The 14,833-nt window shown below is 59.4% G+C and carries 14 protein-coding genes; 4 read left to right on the top strand and 10 right to left on the bottom strand.

Features of this window, described 5'->3' with window-relative positions:
- The first annotated feature begins 78 nt into the window (after nucleotides 1-78).
- Entirely contained in the window at nucleotides 79-1,047 is a 969-nt protein-coding gene (locus AC1DUR_RS08125; protein ID WP_477717595.1) for a LysR family transcriptional regulator, read from the top strand.
- Nucleotides 1,048-1,097: 50 nt separating this feature from the next.
- On the opposite strand, the gene AC1DUR_RS08130 is transcribed toward AC1DUR_RS08125, so the two are convergent.
- The 6 genes from AC1DUR_RS08130 to AC1DUR_RS08155 all read right to left on the bottom strand — a co-directional run bounded on the left by AC1DUR_RS08130 (nucleotide 1,098) and on the right by AC1DUR_RS08155 (nucleotide 7,343).
- Entirely contained in the window at nucleotides 1,098-2,036 is a 939-nt protein-coding gene (locus AC1DUR_RS08130) for an aldose 1-epimerase (protein WP_477717594.1), read from the bottom strand.
- Nucleotides 2,037-2,059: 23 nt separating this feature from the next.
- Nucleotides 2,060-3,262: a mandelate racemase/muconate lactonizing enzyme family protein gene (locus AC1DUR_RS08135; protein WP_477717593.1), complete on the bottom strand. Its 1,203-nt coding sequence runs from the start codon at nucleotides 3,260-3,262 to the stop codon at nucleotides 2,060-2,062.
- Nucleotides 3,263-3,299: 37 nt separating this feature from the next.
- Nucleotides 3,300-4,088 (bottom strand): ABC transporter permease, encoded by a 789-nt coding sequence (locus AC1DUR_RS08140; RefSeq protein WP_477717778.1) that lies wholly within the window; start codon nucleotides 4,086-4,088, stop codon nucleotides 3,300-3,302.
- Between the two features lie 70 nt (nucleotides 4,089-4,158).
- A complete protein-coding gene (locus tag AC1DUR_RS08145; RefSeq protein WP_477717777.1) occupies nucleotides 4,159-5,040 on the bottom strand; it encodes an ABC transporter permease in 882 nt (293 codons plus the stop codon).
- Nucleotides 5,040-6,131 carry an ABC transporter ATP-binding protein gene (locus AC1DUR_RS08150; protein WP_477717592.1) on the bottom strand — a complete coding sequence of 364 codons (1,092 nt, stop codon included), beginning with the start codon at nucleotides 6,129-6,131 and terminating at the stop codon, nucleotides 5,040-5,042. The genes AC1DUR_RS08145 and AC1DUR_RS08150 overlap by 1 nt, the downstream gene beginning before the upstream one ends.
- An 18-nt stretch (nucleotides 6,132-6,149) precedes the next feature.
- Nucleotides 6,150-7,343 carry an extracellular solute-binding protein gene (locus AC1DUR_RS08155; RefSeq protein WP_477717591.1) on the bottom strand — a complete coding sequence of 398 codons (1,194 nt, stop codon included), beginning with the start codon at nucleotides 7,341-7,343 and terminating at the stop codon, nucleotides 6,150-6,152.
- 248 nt (nucleotides 7,344-7,591) lie between these two features.
- Here AC1DUR_RS08155 and AC1DUR_RS08160 point away from each other — a divergent pair, with 248 nt between their 5' ends.
- Nucleotides 7,592-8,524 (top strand): dihydrodipicolinate synthase family protein, encoded by a 933-nt coding sequence (locus tag AC1DUR_RS08160; protein WP_477717590.1) that lies wholly within the window; start codon nucleotides 7,592-7,594, stop codon nucleotides 8,522-8,524.
- A 5-nt stretch (nucleotides 8,525-8,529) separates the two neighbouring features.
- Entirely contained in the window at nucleotides 8,530-9,231 is a 702-nt protein-coding gene (locus tag AC1DUR_RS08165; RefSeq protein ID WP_477717589.1) for a FadR/GntR family transcriptional regulator, read from the top strand.
- A gap of 24 nt (nucleotides 9,232-9,255) precedes the next feature.
- Here the strand turns inward: AC1DUR_RS08165 and AC1DUR_RS08170 are convergent, their stop codons facing one another.
- The 3 genes from AC1DUR_RS08170 to AC1DUR_RS08180 form a co-directional block, all read right to left on the bottom strand.
- Nucleotides 9,256-9,669: a DoxX family protein gene (locus AC1DUR_RS08170; protein ID WP_477717588.1), complete on the bottom strand. Its 414-nt coding sequence runs from the start codon at nucleotides 9,667-9,669 to the stop codon at nucleotides 9,256-9,258.
- Between the two features lie 104 nt (nucleotides 9,670-9,773).
- On the bottom strand, nucleotides 9,774-11,426 hold the full coding sequence (locus AC1DUR_RS08175) for an AMP-binding protein (protein ID WP_477717587.1): 1,653 nt from the start codon (nucleotides 11,424-11,426) through the stop codon (nucleotides 9,774-9,776).
- Complete coding sequence (locus AC1DUR_RS08180; RefSeq protein WP_477717586.1) at nucleotides 11,423-12,172, bottom strand: nitroreductase; 750 nt, start codon at nucleotides 12,170-12,172, stop codon at nucleotides 11,423-11,425. The genes AC1DUR_RS08175 and AC1DUR_RS08180 overlap by 4 nt, the downstream gene beginning before the upstream one ends.
- A 114-nt stretch (nucleotides 12,173-12,286) precedes the next feature.
- Here AC1DUR_RS08180 and AC1DUR_RS08185 point away from each other — a divergent pair, with 114 nt between their 5' ends.
- Complete coding sequence (locus tag AC1DUR_RS08185; RefSeq protein WP_477717585.1) at nucleotides 12,287-13,165, top strand: Crp/Fnr family transcriptional regulator; 879 nt, start codon at nucleotides 12,287-12,289, stop codon at nucleotides 13,163-13,165.
- Nucleotides 13,166-13,668: 503 nt separating this feature from the next.
- On the opposite strand, the gene AC1DUR_RS08190 is transcribed toward AC1DUR_RS08185, so the two are convergent.
- Entirely contained in the window at nucleotides 13,669-14,703 is a 1,035-nt protein-coding gene (locus AC1DUR_RS08190) for an IS110 family RNA-guided transposase (protein ID WP_477717584.1), read from the bottom strand.
- Nucleotides 14,704-14,833: the final 130 nt, after the last annotated feature.

The following is a 14,833-nucleotide window of genomic DNA, read 5'->3' on the forward strand; positions in this document are numbered from 1 at the left end:
TTGAAATCAATAAACTGGCTTTGCTACACTTGTATTGATACATCATGTAATCAATCATGAAGCGGCAATGAGGCAGCAATGAAGCGCCACTTTGACAATGTCCTCCTGGGGAGCATCGAACTGTTCTGCCTGGCCGCGGAAGCCGGCAGCTTCACGGCGGCCGCTCTCGCCGCCAGCGTGACGCCCGCCGCGGTGAGCCGCTCGGTGTCGCGGCTGGAGAAAAGACTGGGCGTGCGCCTGTTCGTGCGCTCGACGCGCAGCATCCGCCTCACCGAAAGCGGCAAGACCTATTTCGAGCAGTGCCGCCAGGCGCTGAACCAGTTGGTCGACGCCGAGCGCAAGGTCACTGGCGAACAGGTGCAGCCGGCCGGCACCCTGCGCATCAGCGCGCCGACGACGTACGGCCACCACCGCCTTCTGCCCTTACTGCCGGCGTTCCGTGCGAAGTACCCCCTGATCAAGGTGGAGGTGCACATCAGCAACCGCAACATTGATCTCCACGACGAGAACTACGACCTCGCCATCCGCGTCCGCACCCAGCCGGATTCGACCATGACCGCGCGCCTGCTGGAGGATGCGCCGCTGGTGGTGGTCGCCAGCCCCGACTACCTGAAGCGCGCGGGCATGCCGCAGAAGCTTGCCGACCTGGAACAGCACGATTGCATCCAGTTCGACTTGCCGAGCAGCGGAAGGCGGATTTCATGGCTGTTCCACGAGGACGGCCACGAGAAGGAGATTTTCACGATCGGCAACTACGCATGCTCCGAGGATGTGCTCGGCGGCGTGACCCTGGCGAAGGCCGGCGCCGGCCTGTTCCAGACCTACAGGTTCATCGTCGAGAAAGAACTTGCCGACGGGAGCCTGGTAGAGGTGCTCCAGTCGTTCGGCGGGCGTTCACGCCCCTACAGCCTGCTGTATCCGCATGGACGGCTTTTGCCCTCGCGCGTGAGGGCATTCATCGACTTCATCACTGAACGCCTGCAGGATGAGGCAGCTGTCACGCTGCCGCCAAAGGCGAAGCACTCACCCTCGACCAAACTCGTCTGATATTCGGCCAGCCATCCTCTCTCGGTGCACAGTGGAAGCGCCGAAAGGGCTCAGCTGAGATCCCGGGTGCGCAACTGAATCCGTAAACGGCATTCCAGCCGCTGCCCCGGCGCCAGCGTTTGCCAGCCGGTGCCTGCGTACCCCTGTTGCGCCAGATGCGCTGCATTGGAAACATGCGACACGGGTTCGACGCAGAAATATTGCGCACCCGACGGACGATGCAGCACCAGGTGCTGCATCAGGCCACTGGCGGTCATCTGGATGGTCGCGCCATCTGCCGCGGCCAGGGTGGCGCTGCCGTTCCATTCGCTGTAGTACTGGGTCAGTTCGGCGTCGGCCACTTCACGCGGTTCGGCATAGTCGTCCATTGCGCCTGCAGGCCGCGGTGCGCTGCCCAGAAACTGCGCGTCGGGTGGCCAGATGGTAGGCGCGCCGAAGCCGACGCGATGCGCAAACCGGCTTGGAAAGTAAGGGTGAAAACCGATGCCGCAAGGCATGGGCGCGTCGTCTGCATTCGTCACCTGCATGTGCAGGGTGAGGCCTTCATGGTCAAGCGTGACCGTGTGCCCGGCGCGGTAAGACCACGGCCAGCCGTCCTGATTTTTTTGGTGGACGTAGGCCATGGTGGCACTGCTGGCATCGTGCTGCGTCAGCGTCCACGGGCGTTGCTGGCTGCCGCCGTGCAAAGCGTGACGTTCGCCGGGATGCAGCGCTAACTGCACGGTGCGGCCCGGCCAGGCGAAGCTTCCGTGCTGGATGCGGTTCGAGTACGGTATCAGCGGGTAGAGGCCGGCCTTGGGCCAGGAGGTGCTTTCAAAACCGGTGGCACGCACCGCATCGCTGAGCGGCACCAGCCAGTCGATAGATTGGCCTGTCGCGGCATCGGATGAAAACAGGCGCGAGATGCGCCCGCCGGCGGCAGGTGCCAGCACCGCGTGCAACGCGCCATGGTGCAGGCGGGTTTCGGGCAGAACTTGCAGATGCGTCATGGCGTCACTTCATAACGAGCTACTTATAGCTTGCTGCTGCGAATCGTCACGTCCGGCCGCTGCAACAAAGCCGGCGCCAGGGCAAGGCCCAGTCCGGCGCCCGCTGGTACCGTGGCAAAGCCGTCGCGCACTTCCGGCAGTTGTGTGACCAGATCGCGGTACCAGCCCGAGAGGTAGGCGCGTACGACTTCCTGCAGCACGACGTTGGGTGTACTCATGGCCAGATGGAGCGAGGCAGCCAGCACCACCGGCCCGGTGCAGTCGTGCGGCGCGACCGGCTTGTGAAAGGCTTGCGCCATGGCGGCAATTTTTTTAGCCTCGGAAATCCCACCCACCCAACTCAGGTCCAGCATCACATAGTCGACCGCATTGTTATTCAGCAAGTGCAGAAAGGGCTGCCGTGTGGCCAGGGTCTCGCTGGCGCAGACCGGGATGCGCACACGCGAGCGGTACTCGGCGATGGTGTCCAGGTTGGTCATCTGGATCGGGTCTTCGGCCCAGTAGGGCTTGAACTCTTCCAATGCCTGCGCGATACGGACGGCCATTGGCAAATTCCACATCGAGTGGAACTCCACCATGATGTCCATTTCCTCGCCCACAGCGCGACGGATTTCACGAAACGGCCGAAGCGCGGTGTCCAGGTCTTTCGCCGAAATGGACTGCCCCCGGCTGGCCGCCGCGAACGGGTCAAACGGCCATATTTTCATGGCCTTGTAGCCTTCGGACAGCAGGCTTTCGGCAAGTTGTGCGGGACGTTTGACGAAAGCTTCCTGATCTTCGTACGGGCCTTCGGGTGCGAGCTCTGCGCTGCCGTCGGTGACCACGCGGCGCTGGCTGGCCTTGTTGTAGGTGTAGCCGGCGCAGGTGTTATAGACCGGCACGCGGTCGCGCACGGCGCCGCCCAGCAATTGGTACAAGGGCTGCCGGGTCAACTGCCCCAGCAAGTCCCACAGCGCAATGTCGACGGCTGATGCGGCGCGGGTCTCCACGCCGCTGCTGGCAAAGCCGATGTAGCCGTGCAGCAGGTGGTGGTGGTGCGCCTCGATGGCCAGGGCATCCTTGCCCAACAGGTAGGGCGCGGTCAGCTCGTGTATTTGAGCCTGCACCGCCTGCGCGCCGCGAAAGGTTTCACCGAGGCCGACCAGGCCGCTGTCGGTGTGAATTTGCACCCAGGTGATGTTGGGGTAGGCGGCCACATGAACCGTGTCGATTTGTGTGATTTTCATAAGGGTGCCAGGGCGCTTCAGGATGCTTCAGGATGCTTCAGGCCGTTTGAGGATGCTCTTTGACGCGGCTGACCAGCTGGGTCGGATTGACGAACTGCAGCGCAATCAGCAACCATACCAGCGTGATGACCATATAAATAATGGCCATGGCGTCCACCGACTGGGGTGCGCGTACGCCCGCTGCAAATACGGCGTAATACAGCGCGACCACCAGCGTCTGGGAATCAGGCCCGGCCGTGAGAAACGTCAGCTCGAACATGCCAATGGTTCGCACCAGCACCAGAAGCGACGCGGCCAGGATACCGGGCGCCAACAGCGGCAAGAGCACGTGCCAGAACAGCTTGAAGGTACTGGCGCCAAAGACGCGCGCGGCCGACTCCAGGTTGCCATCAATCTGCTCAATAAAAGGCGTCATGACCAGGATCATGAAAGGCACGGCCGGGATCATGTTCGACAAGATAACGCCAAAAATAGTGCCCGCGATATGGGCCTGGTACATCACGGTCGCCAGCGGTATGCCATAAGTGATCGGCGGCACCATCAGCGGCAGCAGAAAGAGGCCCATCAACAAGCGCTTGCCGCGAAAATCGCGCCGCGCCAGCGTGTAGGCGGCCGGCACGCCGATCAGGATGGAGAGGAAGACCACGGCAGCGACCACCTCCACCGTGACCCACAGCACGCTGCCCAGCTGGAATTCATTCCACGCGGTGAGGTACCAGTTCAGCGTATAGCCGTCGGGCAGCCAGGTACCCAACCAGCGGAACGCGACCGAGCTGGTGGTCACCGCGGCGATCATCAAGCCGACGTTGATGAGGAAGAAAGTCATGGCCAGCGCGATCAATGCTTTCCAGAGCTTGGTCAGGAGCTGGTTGGCGCCCGTGTTGTTCAGCGTCATGTCAGCCCTTCCCGCCCGTGACCGGGCCGCGATAAAACATGCCGCGCGCGCTCAGAATGGCGACCACGACCACCAGTTGCACAAAGCCCATCACCATCGCCACCGCGGAGGCCATCGAATAGTCGTACTGTTCAAAGGCAGCTTCATAGGCCGCAATCGAAATCACCCGTGTTGCACCCGCCGGAGAGCCCAGCAGCACGGCGGAGGGAAATACGGAAAACGCCTGCACAAATGACAGCGCAAACGCCATCGCCAGGCCCGGCACCAGCAGCGGCAGGTAGATGTGGCGGAACTGATTCCAGGGCGATGCACCCAGCGTGGCGGCGGCGCGCGGCAGCGTCGGATCAATGCCGGTCACATACGACAGCGTCAGCAGAAAAGCGAACGGAAAGCCCGAAATGACCAACGAGATCAGCACGCCCCAAAAGTTATGCGTCAACCGGATCGGCCCTTCATAGAGGTGAAAAAACTGCAGCGCCTGCGACAGCCAGCCCTTGGGGCCGAAGTAGCCCAGCATGCCCTGGGCAATCAGCACCGTGCCCAAGGTCAGCGGAATGACGAGCAGCGTGGTAATCCATTTCTGGTAACGGCTTTTGATGCGCATCTGGTACGCAATGGGCAGGGCCACGCCCAGGTTGATCACCGTCGCCGGGATGGAAAGCTTGAGCGTGGTGCCAATGGTGCCCCACAGGTTGTCAGTGGTGAAAAATTTTGTGTAATTGGCGAGCCAGCCACCCTCCATGGGGCGAAAAGACAGTTGCAGACCATATAAAAATGGATAGACAAACAGCACCACCATGAACAACGTGGCAGGCAACAGCAGCAACATGGAGCCGTCGAATCCGGCGTTGCCGGAGGACGCTGGAGAAGACCGGCCGGCCATCATGCGGCGCAAGCTTCATCATCCGGGTAAGCCAGCGCTTTGTCCGGGTCAACCGAGAGCACGACTGATTCGCCATTTTGCAGACGTGCGGTGGTGCGCACAATCAGCGGCAAGCCGCTGGACGTTCGCACGTCGACGATGTGGTCGTGGCCGCAGTATTCAACATTGGTAACCTGTACCGCAAAGGCGTTGTCGCCCACTGTCGGGACGATGTTGAACTGTTCAGGACGAATCGCCAGCACCATGTTGCTGGTCGGGGCCTGCATGGAGCGCCCCTTGAGCGTCAGGCCATTGCTCCCAAGCTGCACTGAATTGCCTTGCGCGCTGCGCACCTGCATGGGCAGCAGGTTTCGGTAGCCCATGAACCGGGCGACGTGCAGGTTGGCGGGCTGGTTGTAAAGCTCATGCGGCGAAGCAATTTGCTGCGCCACGCCGTCTTTCAGGACCACCACGCGGTCAGCCAGTGACAGCGCTTCATCCTGGTCATGGGTGACATAAATCGTGGCCCGGCCGAGTTCCTTGTGGATACGGCGGATCTCGGCGCGCATTTCCACGCGCAGCTTGGCGTCGAGGTTAGACAACGGCTCATCCATCAGCACCAGTGGCGGCTCGATCACGATGGCACGGGCAATCGCCACGCGTTGCTGCTGGCCGCCCGAAAGCTGGCCGGGCAGCTTGTTGGCATGCGCATTCAGTTGCACCAGTTCAAGCGCACGACTGACCCGCAGTGCGATTTCGCTGCTGGACACGCCGCGCATCGTCAGGCCAAAGCCCACATTTCGCGCCACGGACATGTGCGGAAACAGCGCGTAGTTTTGAAACACCATGCCAAAGCCGCGTTTTTCGGGCGGCAGCACGTCGATGCGCGTGTCGTCCAGCCAGATGCCGCCATCCGACACCGGCAACAGCCCGGCAATGCAGTTCAGGGCAGTCGACTTGCCGCACCCGGACGGCCCCAGCAAGGCGATAAATTCGCCCCGCTGGATGGTCATGCTTAGCGCGTCGAGTGCGGTGAAGATCGGCGCGCCTTTGCCCAGGCCAAAGCGGCGCGTCATACGGTCAAGCCGCAATTCGGAGAAATTTGAATGCATGGATAAGGGCGCGAAGGCTTACTTGGTTTTTTGTGAACCGATTTCCTGGTCCCAGCGACGGAAGGCGTCAACCATCGCCTTGGTTTCCAGCGGCTGTGCATGGGGGAACTGCGCCAGCCATTGGGCATACTCAGGCCGGCCAAATTCCTTGATCACGTCCTGGCTGGCCTGGGGCGCCAGCGACAGGGGCACATTTTTAACAGCGGGGCCGGGGTAAAAATAACCTTTGTCATAGGTTATGGCCTGCTGCTGCGGTTTGAGCAGGAAAGCCATGAGGTCCAGCACGACGGCCTGCTTTTCAGGCGGCACACCCCTGGGAATGACGATGTAATGCGCATCGTTGACCCAGGTCATGTTCTTGAAAGGCACCACGCCAAAATTTTTAGGCACGATGCCAAGGGCGCGCGGGTTGATGTCCCAACCGGTCACCGTCAGCGTCATATCGCGCGAGCCTTCACCCAGTTCCTTCATCAAGGCGCCGGTGCCTGTGGGGTAGTACTCGATGCAGGAATTGAGCTCCTTCAGGTAGGCCCAGGTCTTGTCCCAGCCTTTCATCGGGTCAGACGGGTCCTTGTCGCCCAGCAAGTAAGGCAGGCCCATCAGAAAAGTGCGGCCCGGGCCGGAATTGGCGGGGCGGGCGTAAATCAACCGGTTGGGATTGGCTTTGCACCAGCTCAGCAATTCTTGCGGGGTGGTGGGCGGCGTTTTGACTTTCTCGGGGTTGTACTCGACCAGGGGGCCTGAAGGCATGAAGGTAATGACCATGCCGTGGTCCTTGGCCAACTCCTGCATCTTGGCGGCGTTGGGCTGGTAGTTGTCTTTCAGCCCAGGAAATTTGTCTGAATAGTTCGGGAAAAGCTTGACCCACAAATTCTGTTCCAGCCCGGCAGCAAGCGCGTCGGTGCCGACGATGATCATGTCGACGTCGCTGCGGCCGGCACCTTGCATGGCCTTGACTTTGGCCGGGACTTCGGGTGCCGGCGCTTTGGTGAAAGTGAACTTTGACACCAGCTTTGGGTTTTGCGCCAGATAGGCATCGATGGCGCCTTGCGTCAGTGCCAGATTGCCGGCGGCGTCCACCACATTGATGACCACGGGTGACTTGGGCATGGGCAGGCTCTGCGCCTGCACCAGCGCGCCGCTGGACAGGGCCATGCCCATCACTGCGCCCAGCAGGGTGCGGCAGGTGCGCGGAATGATCGAGGGATGCATCACGTTGTCTCCTGAAATAGTGGATTGAATCGTCGCGATTTTGTAATACAACTTATTTAGTTGTCAATCAACAATAGGCTCATGTCGCACCATTTTCAGCAGAAATATGAGAAACCAAGGGTAATCACCGGGAACTCTCGGGCTCCAGGCGAATTAATCTGACTGATAACAACTAAAGTTGTCTTACAATTTATTCTGCGCAGCCTAGCTTTCAATTAATCAATACCGCATCAATACCGCGAGACCTCATGAATACATTTCCTTTGTCTGTCGAGGAGTTTTCCAGCTCGGTGCTGGCCGTGCCGCCGCTGGCGCGCCGGGCCGACCTGACGGTGGATGCAGAGCAAAACCGCAAGCTGATTCGCCATATCGAGTCTGGCGGGCTGCGCACCCTGCTGTATGGCGGCAACGCCAACCTGTACCACACCTCGGCGCATGAATACGGCGAATTGCTGGCGCTGCTGGCCGACAGTGCGGCCGAAACGACGCGCGTGATTCCCGCCATCGGGCCCGACTTCGGCAAGATGATGGATCAGGCGCGTTTGTTGCGCGGCACGGGTTACCGCACAGCCATGGTTCTGCCGATGCAAGGCTTCACCACGCCGGAAGGTGTGGCCGAAGGCATCGCTCGCGTGGTGGACTTCATGGGCATGCCCGTCACGCTGTATCTCAAGAGCGAAGCAACGATTGGCATCGAGGCGCTTGGCCGGCTGGTCGACGAGGGGCGTGTGTTGGTCGTGAAGTACGCCATCGTCCGCCCGGATGCCGCTGATGACAACTACCTCAAGGCGCTGATTGAACGCATCACGCCGCAGCGCATTGTCAGCGGCATGGGTGAACGGCCAACGCTGGTGCATATGGCCCAATTTGGCCTGGCTTCGTTCACGACCGGTTCCGGCTGTATCGCACCTGCCGCCTGCCAGCAGCTTTTTCAGACATTGAAAGCCGGCAACCTGGCGGCTGCACGAGCTATTTACGACCGTTTCATGCCGCTGGAAACACTGCGCGACAGCATTTCGCTGATTCGAGTGCTGCACGACGCAGTCAGCTTGTCGGGTTTGGCGGATATGGGGCCACACCTGCCGCTGCTTACCGCCTCGCCGGCCGATCGGCACGCGGAGATCCAGTCGGTCGCCCGTGAGTTACTGGATTACGATCAGGAATTTGCGCGCACGCATTAGCCACCATGAAGCATCTGCCAGCCAGTTCCCCTGCGACCGGTCTTGTTGACCGGGTGTATAGCGAAATTTTGGGTCGTATCGTGGCAGGAGAACTTGTGGAAGGCCAGAAATTGCCCACGGAGCTTGCACTCACCACACGTTTTGCCACATCACGCCCGACCATCCGCGAAGCACTGTCTCGCCTGCGCGCGGACGGCATTATTGCCACCCGCCAGGGATCCGGTACGGTGGTGGTCCGTCGGCCCGACCCGGACTTGTCGCGCTTCACGCCACTGGAAACGATTTCGGACATTCAGCGCTGCTATGAGTTTCGCATCGTGCTCGAGTCTCATGCTGCTGCGCTGGCTGCCACCATGGCCGATGAGGCGGACCTGGCCAACATCGAGCACAGGTTTCGCCAGCTCGATACCGTCATTACCGAACATGCGCTGGGTGTTCAAGAAGATTTCGACTTTCACCTGGCGGTGGCGCGGGCGTCCAAGAACCAGTTCTTTACCTCGGCCATCGGGTCGATACAGTCGCAAATTGTGTTCAGCATGAACCTGATGCGAAACCTCTCGCTGGTGAAGACCCTGGAGCGCCGCAAGCTGGTGCAGACCGAACATGAAGCCATCGTGCAGGCTCTGCGCCGCCGCGATGCAGCAGGCGCGGCTGCGGCGATGCGAGCGCATCTGGAAAACGCACGCGACCGGATGTTCGGGAAATAAGAGCCCGCAAGCTCGCAGCGATCTTCAGGCTGTCTTCTTCGCCAGGCGCATGGCATCCACGCTCCAGACGCCGGCACCTGCCACCGCGAGAAACAAAAACACAAAGCAGAACAGCACGGCAGACTCACCCTGGTTGAGCATGGGCGACAACGCAAAGCCCTTGGACGCATGGCCAATGAAGTAGGCAAATGCCAGCAAGCCAGACAAGACAAAAGCCACGGGACGCGTAAACCAGCCAATCAACAGCAGCGCACCGCCGACGAGTTCAAGGACGCCTGCGGTACCGAGCATGGAAAAAATCTGCAGCCCGTCAAAAAAAGCCACATGCGGAAAGCCCAGCAGCTTGGCCGAGCCATGCTGAATAAGCAAATAAGCTGAAACAACGCGCAGGACTGAGAGTGCGCGTGAAGTGAGTTCGTTGTTGCTGGCAAAAGTCATGGATTCCCTCTGTTAAAAAGGGAATCTGACAGGGGTGGGGCGGAAAAGTTCAATATTGGTTCACAAAACTCCCCGCAGCCGGCTACCCCTTCGCAGCCCTACACTCACGCAGCCAGTTTTGTAATCGCATTGCGGCTGCCAGCCAGCTCCCGCAACCGGAACTTCTGAATCTTGCCCGTGGCCGTCTTCGGCAACTCTGCAAATACCACGCGACGGGGACACTTGAAGTGCGCCAACCGTTCACGACAAAATGAGATCACATCGGCCTCAGTGAGGAGCGGCGCATCCGGTTTGAGCTCCACGAAGGCACATGGCACTTCACCCCATTTGTCGTCTGGCTGCGCGACTACCGCGGCATTCAGCACACCGGCGAGCCGGTACAGCACCTCCTCCACTTCTACCGACGATATGTTCTCTCCGCCAGAAATAATGATGTCCTTCGAGCGGTCCGTGATCTGCATGTAGCCATCCGGATGCATGACAGCCACGTCGCCCGTGTGGAACCAGCCGCCCGCAAAAGCCTTGGCGGTAGCGCCAGGGTTTTTCAGATAGCCCATCATCACGGTGTTGCCGCGTATCAGAATTTCGCCGGTGGCGACGCCATCTCCTGGTACGGGTTCGAGCGTATCAGGGTCGGCAACGCGGAGATTCTCCAGGGCTGCTGCACGCACGCCTTGGCGTGCCTGGAGGCGACCTTGCTGGTCAGCGGGTAGTTCGTCCCATTCGGTCTGCCAGGCACAACTCACCGGAGTGCCGGAAATCTCGGTGATGCCGAAGACGTGGTCAACATCAAAGCCCATGGCCCTGACGGCCTCAAGAACCGTCGCGGGCGGAGGAGACCCGGCTGTCAATACACGCACGCGGCGCGGCAGCGGCCGGCGCTCCGCCTCAGGTGTACTGGCAATGCCAGCCATCACGATCGGCGCGGCGCAGAAGTGATCAACGCCGTGTTCCGAAATAGCAGTGAACACATTAGCCGCCGTCACCTTGCGGAGGCACACGTGCGTGCCTGCCGCTGCGGTGATCGCCCAGGTGAAACACCAGCCATTGGCATGGAACATCGGCAGCGTCCACAAATAAACTGGCGCGCGCGGTAGCGCCCAATCGGTCATCTGCAGGAGACTCATGAGGTAGGTACCCCGGTGGCTTGGCACCACGCCTTTGGGGTCACCCGTCGTGCCTGATGTGTAGTTGAGCGCGATCGGTGTCCACTCATCAGTTGGCCAACGGCCGGGGAATGCCGGGTCTCCGCCGGCCAAAAATGACTCGTAATCGGTCTCGCCGATGGCGGCGCCGGCAGGCGCCTCGAGATCGTTGATGTCGATCACACGGGGTGGGTGGGACACGCCTTGAAGGGCTTTAACTACCAGCGGAGAAAATTCACGATCCACCAGCAACAGTTTGCACTCACCGTGGCGCAAGATGAAAGCAATCCCGTCAGCGTCAAGGCGACAGTTGATGGCATTGAGTACGGCCCCTGACAAAGGAACGCCGAAGTGAGCCTCCAGCATGGCGGGCGTGTTTGGCGCGACGATCGACACTGTGTCGCCGGCTTGTATTCCGAACTTGACGAGTGCGGAAGCGAGGCGATAACAACGGTCGCGTGTTTCAGCCCAGGTTTGGCGGAAGGCTCCATGGATGATGGCGGTTCGATGCGGAAAAACGGCAGCCGTGCGATCGAGAAAATTTAGCGGCGTCAGAGGAACATGGTTAGCGGCATTCCTGTCAAGGCCCTCTGCGTAGGCTTTTGCACTCATGACTCTGTCTCCTTATTTGTAGTTTCGTGAAAGGTGGTGAAGTTGCTGACCACCTCACGGTCGGTAACGAGTGAGTTCTCAATGCGGCTGGGATCTGCGTAACCCAGGCTCATGCCGCAGACAAACATTTGCTGCTCAGGAATAGCCAATTCCCCGGAAATAACGCGGTGAAACGTGGTGAACGCCGCCTGAGGGCAGGTGTCAAGGCCGCGAGCCCGTGCTGCGACCATGATGCTTTGCAGGAACATTCCGTAGTCGATCAAACTACCCCGCCCCATGCCCCGATCAATGGTGAACATGAGTCCGACCGGGGCGCCAAAGAAGCGGTAGTTGCAGCCATGTTGAGCATGCATGCGCTCCTTGTCACTTCTCTGGATTCCAAGCAAGCCATACAAATCCCAACCGACTTTGCGCCGCCTGTCGATGTAGGGGGAGATCCACTCTTGTGGGTAGTAGTCGTAGGGTTCGTCGAGCTTGGCCGCCAGCGATGGATCGTCATATATGCGCATGATCGCTTCACTCAGGCGCTGCTTTGCAGCCCCCATGACGACGTGAACATGCCAGGGCTGCGTATTCACCCCGGAAGCACAATACCGCGCCACATCCAGGATAGCCTCCACATCCGTGCGTGGAACTGGCGTAGGAAGGAAGGCGCGCGTGGCACGGCGTGTCACAAGTGCCCAATCGACAGCGCTTCGTAGCACGTCGGTCGGGATACTTGGCGGTGAGGCAATTCGGCTGCTCATACTCATCTTCCAGGCAAAAATTTAATCAACACGATCTGGTGTGTCGTCACCAAAATTCCATCGAAAACGTACGTGATTTGGTCCGAGAGAAAATTGTCGGAGAAATGGGTAGAAATGAATGTCCTCTGGATAACATTCCTGGCGACGCTGCCATTGCTGGTTAGTATTGCGATCGTTAGTAGTCCTGCCGCTACCCAGCATCGGATACTGCTTCGGGGTGATTGGACGGCCTTGCAAGCCGATCATTCATCGGTAAAACTTTCGATCGGTGGTAATGAAATGAATGCTCACCAGACAACACAACGCAACAAACTGCTGGAATTTCTCGCCTCTTCTCCATGGCGCGAGGGCCTTTCCCAGGATCAGTTTGATCGTGTCTGTGGCGACGCCGTGACGCGTACTTTCACGGCTGGGGCTACGATTTGCCTTCGCGAATCACCCTCTGAGCACTGGCTGGCCGTCGTTGACGGCCTGGTCAAGGTTGACACGGTTTCTGCCGATGGCCGGGCGACGACGTTTGCCGGCGTTCCCGGCGGCGCCTGGTTCGGCGAAGGAGCCGTACTGAAAGGCGAACCGCGCCCGTATGCCGTCGTGGCAATCCGCGACAGCACTGTCGCTTTCGTGCCCCGGGCCACCTTCCTCTGGCTGCTGGATAACAGCCATTCGTTCAGCCGATGGCTTATCGACCAACTGAACGCCCGTTTAGGCTACTACGTGGCGCTGGTCGAAGGCCTACGCCTGGGGGATGTGAATACCCGGGTGGCGTACTGCCTGGCCGAACTCTTCAACCCACAGCTCTATCCGAACACGCAACTCCGCATAGACATTTCCCAGGAGGAGATTGGTCGACTTACCGGCATGGTGAGACAGACCGCCTACCGTGCTTTGCACGAACTTGAAAATGCCGGCCTGATAAGGGTGCAATACGGATCGATCGAGGTAGTGGATCTCGACGGGTTGAAAAAGTTTGCGCTCGGTGCGCAAGCTCAATGATTAAGGGATGAGCGAATGCTGGTTCAGGGCATTCACGCGCCAATTCATCATCAAGTTGCAGGGAATACAGTCGGCATGGGTTTCGACTGAAATCTGGGTCATGTGGCCTGCGTGAACCTCGGGCAGCTGTTCGAGTCGGATAAACAGCTATGCGCGAGTCCGCGGTCCAGCTGGAACCTAGCATCGAGTTGGGCGGGATCCGTCACTTATTGCACTGAAAACGTACATGGACGCTCCCGGTATGCCAAGCTTTCAATTCATGATGACTCGAAGGTATAGATTGCACCCGTACATTCGGACTTTTTGCGTGACTCTTGGTCACTGTCCCTAATGGGATTCGCTGGTTGACGCCCCAATCGAGGGGATGCACTCGAAGTGCTTCGTTTTCAACGGGCTTTGCCAACCACGGTCTGACCTATCTTGCCATCACTTCATGATCGCCTGAGCAATCGGTGGTTCAATTCTCCCTACTCTATTGTCGTTATTCCAATCAGCCGACCCGACTACACCGCCGCCTTAGCGGTGGTGTAGTCGGGTCGGAACTCCCGGTCATGGGCAAGTAATGCCCATACGAGTCGCGCATTCTTATTGGCCAACGCAACAGCCGCCACATTCTTATTGCGCCGATTGACAACTCCGTTGATCCAACTGCATGACTCGGGCTTTTGACCCGCCTGGTAGATAACGGATCGCGCGCCATGTATCAGCAAGGTTCTGAGGTAGGTATCGCCACGCTTGCTGATTCCCTGCAAATTCTGTTTCCCGCCACTGGAATGCTGCTTAGGGACAAGACCAAGCCAGGCCGCCACTTGACGACCGCTGTCAAAGTTCTTCGCGTCGCCAATGGAAGCGACCAGCGCACTGGCGGTGATCGGCCCAATGCCTGGGACCTGGGCAAGCTTGCAACTGACATCGCTGCTGCGATGCCAAGATCGAATCTGCACTTCAAGTTCATCAACCTGACGATCCAGTTCCTTGAGATGGTCCAGCAGCCGTTGAACGAGTACCCGAAACGAGCCAGGCAGCTCGTTGCTGGCATCTTCAATAAGTTCAGGAACCCGAGTGGTGATGTAACCAATGCCCTGTGGGACGATCAGCCCGAATTCACCAAGAAGACCTCGGATTTGGTTGGCCTGGGCGGTGCGCGCTTTCACAAAGCCCTGGCGGACCCGATGCAGTGCCAGCACCGCCTGCTGTTCGACGTTCTTGATCGGCACGAAGCGCATGTTGGGCCGGGCAACGGCTTCGCAGATCGCCTCGGCATCAGCGGCATCATTTTTGTTAGTTTTGACATAGGGCTTCACGAACTGAGGCGCCATCAGCTTGACGGTGTGCCCAAATCCCTGCAGCTTGCGCGCCCAGTAATGAGCACTGCCGCACGCCTCCATCCCTATCAAGCAAGCGGGTAGGTTGACGAAATACTCGGCCACCTGGTCACGGCGCAACTGCTTCTTGATAACGGTTTTTCCAAACTCGTTGACCCCGTGCAACTGGAACACGTTTTTTGCCAAGTCGATGCCTACTGTAGTAGCCTTCATGTCGGACGCTCCTGTCTGTTTAAGTGGTTGATTTGCATCTCCACTTTGGCACATTACGATGCCGTTTAGGTGGGAGCGTCCATCCCATTGAGGGGACCCCGCCTTGGAGGCGAAGTACGCCCCGGACAGA

Source organism: Polaromonas sp. P4_F4 (assembly GCF_056401355.1).

Bases quoted from the DNA above. Each gene is read 5' to 3' on its own strand.
- AC1DUR_RS08170 (WP_477717588.1), bottom strand. From the start codon at position 9,669: ATGACTTTTGCCAGCAACAACGAACTCACTTCACGCGCACTCTCAGTC.
- AC1DUR_RS08155 (WP_477717591.1), bottom strand. From the start codon at position 7,343: ATGCATCCCTCGATCATTCCGCGCACCTGCCGCACCCTGCTGGGCGCA.
- AC1DUR_RS08190 (WP_477717584.1), bottom strand. From the start codon at position 14,703: ATGAAGGCTACTACAGTAGGCATCGACTTGGCAAAAAACGTGTTCCAG.
- AC1DUR_RS08130 (WP_477717594.1), bottom strand. From the start codon at position 2,036: ATGACGCATCTGCAAGTTCTGCCCGAAACCCGCCTGCACCATGGCGCG.
- AC1DUR_RS08175 (WP_477717587.1), bottom strand. From the start codon at position 11,426: ATGAGTGCAAAAGCCTACGCAGAGGGCCTTGACAGGAATGCCGCTAAC.
- AC1DUR_RS08160 (WP_477717590.1), top strand. From the start codon at position 7,592: ATGAATACATTTCCTTTGTCTGTCGAGGAGTTTTCCAGCTCGGTGCTG.
- AC1DUR_RS08165 (WP_477717589.1), top strand. From the start codon at position 8,530: ATGAAGCATCTGCCAGCCAGTTCCCCTGCGACCGGTCTTGTTGACCGG.
- AC1DUR_RS08150 (WP_477717592.1), bottom strand. From the start codon at position 6,131: ATGCATTCAAATTTCTCCGAATTGCGGCTTGACCGTATGACGCGCCGC.
- AC1DUR_RS08125 (WP_477717595.1), top strand. From the start codon at position 79: ATGAAGCGCCACTTTGACAATGTCCTCCTGGGGAGCATCGAACTGTTC.
- AC1DUR_RS08180 (WP_477717586.1), bottom strand. From the start codon at position 12,172: ATGAGCAGCCGAATTGCCTCACCGCCAAGTATCCCGACCGACGTGCTA.
- AC1DUR_RS08185 (WP_477717585.1), top strand. From the start codon at position 12,287: ATGAATGTCCTCTGGATAACATTCCTGGCGACGCTGCCATTGCTGGTT.
- AC1DUR_RS08140 (WP_477717778.1), bottom strand. From the start codon at position 4,088: ATGACTTTCTTCCTCATCAACGTCGGCTTGATGATCGCCGCGGTGACC.
- AC1DUR_RS08135 (WP_477717593.1), bottom strand. From the start codon at position 3,262: ATGAAAATCACACAAATCGACACGGTTCATGTGGCCGCCTACCCCAAC.
- AC1DUR_RS08145 (WP_477717777.1), bottom strand. From the start codon at position 5,040: ATGGCCGGCCGGTCTTCTCCAGCGTCCTCCGGCAACGCCGGATTCGAC.